The organism is uncultured Bacteroides sp., assembly GCF_905207245.1.
GTDB lineage: Bacteria > Bacteroidota > Bacteroidia > Bacteroidales > Bacteroidaceae > Bacteroides.
The window spans coordinates 1-7,066 of the sequence record NZ_CAJLKP010000145.1 but is presented as its reverse complement, the minus strand read 5'-3'; the positions used below and the strand labels follow the sequence as shown (position 1 = coordinate 7,066).

Below are 7,066 nucleotides of genomic sequence, written 5' to 3'. Positions count from 1 at the left end.
TTCCACGGGAAAACCAGCACCATTTGCCGTTGGAGATTTTCAGGCTGTCGTGCTCACGGGTGCAGTAGGTGCCGCCCCCGAAATGCACCAGCTCCTGCGGTTCATAAGTCCGCAGATAGGTCAGCAGATCCATCTCACGGGCTCTTGCCACCACCTCCGGCGGGATATATGGCATATGTTTCACCTCCGTTCTGACATAAAAATAACCGAGGGGCTTTCATAAAGAAAACCTCTCGGTTATGTATGTGATAGTATAATCTGTGCGCTGTACTTATCCTCTCAGATCAATAACTTCCCAATCGGTATCAAATACACCATTGCTTTTTTCGTAAGTTGCCGCCTGCATGGCTACGCATAATAGCTTTTTAGGCCTACTCATACCAACATACGCAAGCTTACGGCTGGAATCATATAGATTTGAGCTACCACAGCGACCAACACCAAAGTACGGAAGAATCCGATTCAAATCTGTTGCGCCTTGTCTATTGGTTTCAAGATATAGAGTCGCATCGTGCGTTTCACCTTTAACGCCGTGAATAGTGTCAAATACAATTCTACGGCCTCTAATAGGATCAATCAACACATTTTTCTCGGATATATCTGCAAAATTAACACCAGTGGCTTCTTCAAGAAAAAACTCTGGAAGAACAGCAAATATATCAGTTAGGTTCGGATTTCCAATCCTCAGCAATTCGTTTATCTTCTGCCGCAACAATTGATCTACCGAATGTCTATCAATTGTTTGTATCCTCGGCATTTCATATATCCATTGACGATACTGCTCTCTGTATTTTTCGTCGAGAGCGTTTTTCATTGTTACCATGGTATAGTCTTTTTCTGATACAGGGTGCTTTATCGAAATGTAGTGGAATACTCGGCACAAAAGCCTACGAACACTTTGCTCTGTCTTATACAATTTTCCCTCCAGCAAATACTGGACAATCTCATCTACTAACCCCCAGTAGCTATACTCGTTTTTCTTATTTGCTGAACCATCAAATTCACTCCAATAGCTTCCGATTTTCAAGCCGGCCGAATCTTCTTTTTTTATTGCACCGATAGCTTTATATATGCCATTGATATCGTAGAGCTCATGTCTTTCTAAGGCAGAAATGAACCCGCCAATAACTCTGTCAATCTTCTCGGGAGAAAAAACAAACAAGACTGGCTTAACGCCTGTCTCTCCGGCAAACGTTACGATATTTTTCTCGCCTTTTTTTAGCTTGCAGATCACGTTGGCGATTTCTTGGTTAAACCTGCAAGACGTCATAATCGGTAGAAAGTCAGGTTGAGGTATCCAATCAGGGGTTGTATCATCTGCTGAATTGTAGATGGCCTGATCAGGATCTCCAATTTTGAATACTGCGCATTTTTGTGAATCAAATATCGCATCTATGGCTTGCCGCTGAAGATTATTGCAATCCTGATATTCATCTATGAATACATACTGGAATCGTGATGAAAATAGGTCGGTATACGCTGTTGGCAATTCAGCAATAGCTGCGTTTGCATATGCATAGGCATCTTGATACCGTATTATTCCTTCCTTTTTAAGAAGCTCGGTTTGCAATTCCATATATTGTTTAGTGGACGGTTTTCCCGCACCTGCCAAAGCTTTTTTCTGCTTTCCTACACGGAGTGCCCCATCCGATCGTATATTTAATGCCTGTATATAGTCCAACTTGGATTTGAATCGATTCCCAGAACCGAAGTTTAATTCAATCACGTAGTTCAGCGCATAATACCGCTTGTTGCATTCTATCCCGTTCAACATATGTTGTGCATATGTAAGACCATCAACCACCTGCACATTCTGTCCAGAGATATTTCGCAAGTATGGCATAGTCACAAATCTGTCAATAAACGACTGGATTGTGCCTATGTAATTTGGATAGTTGAGAAGCCTATCTGCATAATCGGAGAGCCGGTTTTTGATCTCATTGACGGCAACATTTGTATGAGAGAGCACACAGATTCCTGCGCCGTTTTCGAGTGGCATTTTATCTGCTAACAATTTTAGTTTTGCGAGAAGAACGGTTGTTTTTCCGCTGCCGGGACAGGCTGCTACATCTGTTGAATGCCACCAACGTATAACTTTTCTTGCATCTTCAGGGAAGTGTGCACCATGCGGCAAAAGGAGTTCTTCTACGGCTTGAATATCTTGGTCGGAAATCTGCCACTCCATTATAGAATCCTCCTATCTACACCGTTTCTCCTGCTGCATATTTGATGGCATTCACAATATAACTTAAAAACGGATCATTCTCGATCTCAGATTTCAATGCTGCTTTCTTATCCTCATCGGTTTTGAATCCATACAATTCGAGATCGAACATCTTTTCTTGTGTCAGCCCATCTGGAACTATGGATATTTTCCAACGCAAAAGCGAAGCCAAGCACTGAGCAGTAATCGCTTTCAGACTGCTTTTTCCATCGCCATTAAGCATTAATTTATAAATATGGTATGCCCTTTCAGCGGAGGAGACCCCATTCCACGCCTGCGTTTCTGCTTCGGCGTCACGATTTGCTTCATCAATCTTGGCATCAGTCAGTGAAATATGCTCTTTCGCATTCAGAATTTTCTTCCCGTAATGAACCGCCTTATGAAAGTCATCCGAAAGGCTACTCAGGGCGATGCAATATTCGAGCGTCCATCGTGGTGAAATAAAGCCGTGCACGGAGCCATTTGTATATTTTCTGTCTCCTTTTTCTTTAGCCTGCAAAGATTCAGCTTCTTTCTCGTTGAATGTTTTCTCCTTTGTCGTGGGCTCGACATCGTATGGTCTAACATCACAATCTGTTATTACAGAAACAGGTATTCCTATATCGGTGCCGTCTTTTCTTACCATAATTCCGCTATATCGAAGAAAAGCAGTGCTTCCAACATTTACAATGGATATACCGTATTTCTCCAATGGATAGCCGAGAATGTCTGCAATGACAGGAATTAAAATATTCTCTGCATCACCCTCGACCATTATGATACCCTTAGCAAAAAACAAATTGGCCTTTGTTGAGTCGAGAAAACGCTGGAGGAACAGGTAATCACCCCTTTGTAATCCGGTTCGCCCTTCAGCCAAATCATATCCGGCACCATTCTTCATTAAAATCAAATTCTTGAGGTTGATTTTTGATGCCAAAATGGGGCTATGAGTGGATATGATGATTTGGACATCATTCTCGTTATACTCGTTCTGGAGATAACTGATTAGTCGAAGCTGCGCTTGCGGATGCAGATGGGCTTCCAATTCTTCGATTAGAGCTAGTTTCAGGCCACCATCTGTATCATCCTTAAGGAGCAACAACTCCGCCGCAATAAATAGCAGATTCAATTCCCCAAGCCCGGGATTGATCTCAGGAGCATTCAATGACAGGGACTCCAGTATAGCTTTTAGCTGAATATCCGAGGTTTTTAATTCTGCATCGCTGGCTTGGCCTTTATCACTAAATGACTCTAAATTACTGCGGATCGTCTGGAGAATGCGTTTTCCATCCGTATCACCTATAAAATAATCCTCAATGCGTTGATTCGCATCTCGAAAAATATCGAGAACTGCATGTTCTTTTTTATCTTTGAAAACAGGGTGATTTAGAAGTATTTGCGAGATTCTGGAACCACGCCCGGAACTCATTTCTCGCTCGGCATCACGGAGTGGTTTCAAATAAACAGCTTTCAGCAATTCTCTTGCTTTTCCATCAATCGAAATTCCATCGTCTATATCGCCCGCACGCAATTCCTGATAGATTTTATGTCCTTCTTTCCATGCACGATAATGAAGTTCAAGCGTATATTCAATTCCATTCTCCGTTTTGTTGAATGAAAGATATTCGATAAAGTTCTTTGCTTCGTTCTGTGTAAAATCTGAAATCGTACAATCGATCTTGAACTCTGAGCACGCATCTTCACCAACAGACTTATAAAAATCCTTATCTGACGGCCTGATATACTCGTTGCTCTGTGTCAACAAGACTAATTTTAATGCATCAATCACGGCGGTTTTTCCCGAATCATTTTCGCCAATCAGAGCGTTTAGACCTTTGTGAAAAGTGATTTTTAAGCCGGGAGCACCATCCACAGATTTGAATTGGCGGAAGTCATACACTCTTAATTCGGATATAATCATTTTTTCACACTCATTTCCAATAGTAAATTCGTCGGGACTGTTTCCAAGAATGCACCATCGGGGTTATCGCTGTTAACCGTTATCTGCATATATTTTGACTGTTTTATATGCAGAAACCATACTGACTTGTGCAGCTACTAACTCCCTTGGTGTAGCACTGCATAGCAACGCTCACAGCAGATTCTTTGTTTTTCCTGCAAGGTAGAGCGGAAGATTCATTATCTCCCCATCCTTGCGGTAGCCACGCTTAGAAAAGCGCAGTGCATGTTTTGGATGATGTTCTGCAATATATCGTTTGAACGAAGGGGCAGACTTATCCTCGCCGCCTTTGGCTTCCACGGGAATGATTTCCGTCCCGTGTTGTAGGACAAAATCAATCTCACTGGTTTTATCAGAATAATATCGGGGGGCGACTTCAAACTGTCCTCGAAGCTGCTGCAGAACATAATTCTCCGTCAGAGGGCCTTTAAACTGATAGTCCGCTTTCAAAAGAATTGCACTATTATCAATACCCGCCATGTGCTTGAGCAGTCCTGTGTCAAAGACGAAGAGCTTGAACTGATCTAGCTTGTCAAATGCAGACAACGGATGCTCCATTTTGGAAACGTTGTAAACCCGGTTCAGCATTCCGGCAGAAACGAGCCATTCAATGGCTTCTTCAAAGTCACGTGCCCGGCCACCTTCCCGGACAGCGCCGTACATAAATTTTTCATTGGGCTTTGCAAGCTGTGCAACAATGCTGCGGAATACCATTAGGATGCGTCCGCTGTTGACCTTGCCGTTATGCTTGGAGAAGTCGTTTTCATAGACTTCAATAAGTTCACGCTGGATCTGAGAGACCCTTGCCGGGTCTTTATGATTGACCCAGGATGCCACGCATTCCGGCATACCGCCGATAATGAGGTAATTGTTATAAGCTTCCAGTAGCCGATTGTGGAAAATTTCCTCGATCTGCTGCTCCTTCTGAATGCTATCGTAGTAGGCATAGAGTGCTGGGTCAGTTGCTTCCAGAAACTCCTCAAAGTTCAAAGGATAGATGTCGAGCAGATTGACCATGCCTACCGGGTAGGACTTCGGTTTCGCCAAAAGTGTGCCGAGCAAACTTCCTGCCGCAATGACATGATACTCATTTGACTTTTCCTTAAAATATTTGAGTGTGTTCAGTGCCTCCGGGCATTCCTGTATCTCATCAAAGATGATCAGAGTCTCTCCCGGAAGAATCTTCTCTCCACAAATCAGGGAGAGCAGTTCCAAGATGCGCTGCGGATTCTTATTCGCCTCAAAGATGGATTTTAGTTCGTCCTCTTCGTCGAAGTTGAAATAGACGAAACTCTTATAATAGTTCTTTCCGAACTCCTTCATCAGCCATGTCTTGCCGACCTGTCGTGCGCCTTTCAGGACAAGAGGTTTTCGTTCTTCGTCATTTTTCCAGTTAATCAAATCTTGAATCGCATTGCGTTTCATGGCGGCCACCATCCTTTCAGGGGGATGATAAGAGTGTAACACATTTTTCTGGAAACATCAATGCGGTTGTCGCACGTTTTTCCGCCATTATTAAATGCAAATTTCCACGTTTTTCAGACTAAACTATATCTTTTATAAGGATTGACGCGAAAGTTAGCTTTGGTCAAACGTTATAAAGCACTGCCTCCTCGCCATAAATGGCCAAACGCTTCGTTGTTGACGATAGTTTTTATTGAAATTTCAGAAAAACTTCTTGCATTACATATCTTTTTCGACTCGTTTTGCATTTTGCTAACAGAAAAGCGGCGCAGAACTCTCTGCACCGCTTTCATCGTACTTATATCGCTTTGATTTTTTTGAGGTAGGCCACAGCATCGGTATGTCCGCGGAAGTAAATGTGCTGCCGCTCCATGTCCTCCATTTGACGGACAAGGTTCAGATAATCCACATACGCCCGATGCTCCTCGGCGGTCATGCGGATCTCGCCGCTGCCCTCGTTCATTTTGTCGATGACGGGGTACTGCGTTTTCAGCTTGTCCATACGGTCGGAAAGCGCAGCGTAGTCCTCGTCGGTATTCAGCAGATCCATCACAATATCGCTGTCGATCTCCGCAAAGGCGTCCTCAATGCGGGATGGCAGATCAAAATAGCTGTCGCTCACGGTGTTCACTTCCTTATCGTTTTTATTATACTGTACCCAAACTGCAAGGCAATATCAAAGGTGCAAAATTCATCGTTCAGGCTGTTCCGCCTGCCGTGTGGCTGCGGAGCGGACAGGAAAGGCGGGTGACCTGACCCGGTATTCGTCTGGGATGTTTTCGATGTCGCCGTCGTAGATGTCCACGAAGCGGCCGCCGTTTGACCGCACATATCCGTTATCTCCGAACACGCCGCCTTCTTCATACCGAATATCCCGTCCGAAGCTCTCATAGTCGATATAGTTTGCCAGTGCGCCGAGGCTGCTTGTGTCATAGCAGCCGCTTTCCTCGATCCAGTAATAGCCGAGATCGTAGTCATTCCGCACGCCGGACAGGTAATCAAAGCAGTCCAGGTTCTCGGTCAGGTTGATCAGCTCCTGCACACTGCCGGTGTTCTCGCCCAAGTCCAAAACCGCCTGCCAGAACTCGCTGCTCTCCCGCATCTCCATGATCTGCCCGGCAAGATAATTCAGCTCGCTCAGGCTTTCGTATTCGCCCAGCACCTTGCCGATGGCCGTGTCCGGGCAGTCGTAATCGGTGATGAACCATTCTTCATAGCGGCGGCCGATGCCGATGCGCCGGAAAACCACCTGCATTTCTTCATTTGTCACGGGGAACTTGACCCATTCGCCCACCAAACAGCCCTCGTTGTATTTGCCGAGGTTGGTAACAAAGGCTTCAAAGGCACAGTCCCTTGTATCTGCTATATTCATCATGATCGTTTGCCTCCGTTATCGCTCCTGTACCGGCGCCTGCCTGCGGGGAATGAGAAAGCCGTAA

Annotated in this window: 5 protein-coding genes and 1 pseudogene; all 6 read right to left on the bottom strand. The window is 44.6% G+C overall.

Going from position 1 to position 7,066, the window contains the following annotated elements:
- Nucleotides 1–175 (bottom strand): annotated as a pseudogene (locus QZ135_RS25020) (topoisomerase); the annotation flags it as partial.
- Nucleotides 176–271: 96 nt separating this feature from the next.
- A complete protein-coding gene (locus QZ135_RS24105) occupies nt 272–2,185 on the bottom strand; it encodes a UvrD-helicase domain-containing protein (RefSeq protein WP_294615573.1) in 1,914 nt (637 codons plus the stop codon).
- A 16-nt stretch (nt 2,186–2,201) separates the two neighbouring features.
- On the bottom strand, nt 2,202–4,124 hold the full coding sequence (locus tag QZ135_RS24100; RefSeq protein ID WP_294615571.1) for an AAA family ATPase: 1,923 nt from the start codon (nt 4,122–4,124) through the stop codon (nt 2,202–2,204).
- 171 nt (nt 4,125–4,295) lie between these two features.
- Nucleotides 4,296–5,630 carry an ATP-binding protein gene (locus QZ135_RS24095; RefSeq protein WP_294615569.1) on the bottom strand — a complete coding sequence of 445 codons (1,335 nt, stop codon included), beginning with the start codon at nt 5,628–5,630 and terminating at the stop codon, nt 4,296–4,298.
- 295 nt (nt 5,631–5,925) lie between these two features.
- Complete coding sequence (locus QZ135_RS24090; protein ID WP_294615567.1) at nt 5,926–6,249, bottom strand: hypothetical protein; 324 nt, start codon at nt 6,247–6,249, stop codon at nt 5,926–5,928.
- A 69-nt stretch (nt 6,250–6,318) separates the two neighbouring features.
- The gene (locus QZ135_RS24085; protein WP_294615565.1) at nt 6,319–7,002 is read right to left on the bottom strand and encodes an antirestriction protein ArdA; all 684 of its coding nucleotides are present in this window, start codon (nt 7,000–7,002) and stop codon (nt 6,319–6,321) included.
- Nucleotides 7,003–7,066: the final 64 nt, after the last annotated feature.

Bases quoted from the DNA above. Each gene is read 5' to 3' on its own strand.
- QZ135_RS24105 (WP_294615573.1), bottom strand. From the start codon at position 2,185: ATGGAGTGGCAGATTTCCGACCAAGATATTCAAGCCGTAGAAGAACTC.
- QZ135_RS24100 (WP_294615571.1), bottom strand. From the start codon at position 4,124: ATGATTATATCCGAATTAAGAGTGTATGACTTCCGCCAATTCAAATCT.
- QZ135_RS24085 (WP_294615565.1), bottom strand. From the start codon at position 7,002: ATGATGAATATAGCAGATACAAGGGACTGTGCCTTTGAAGCCTTTGTT.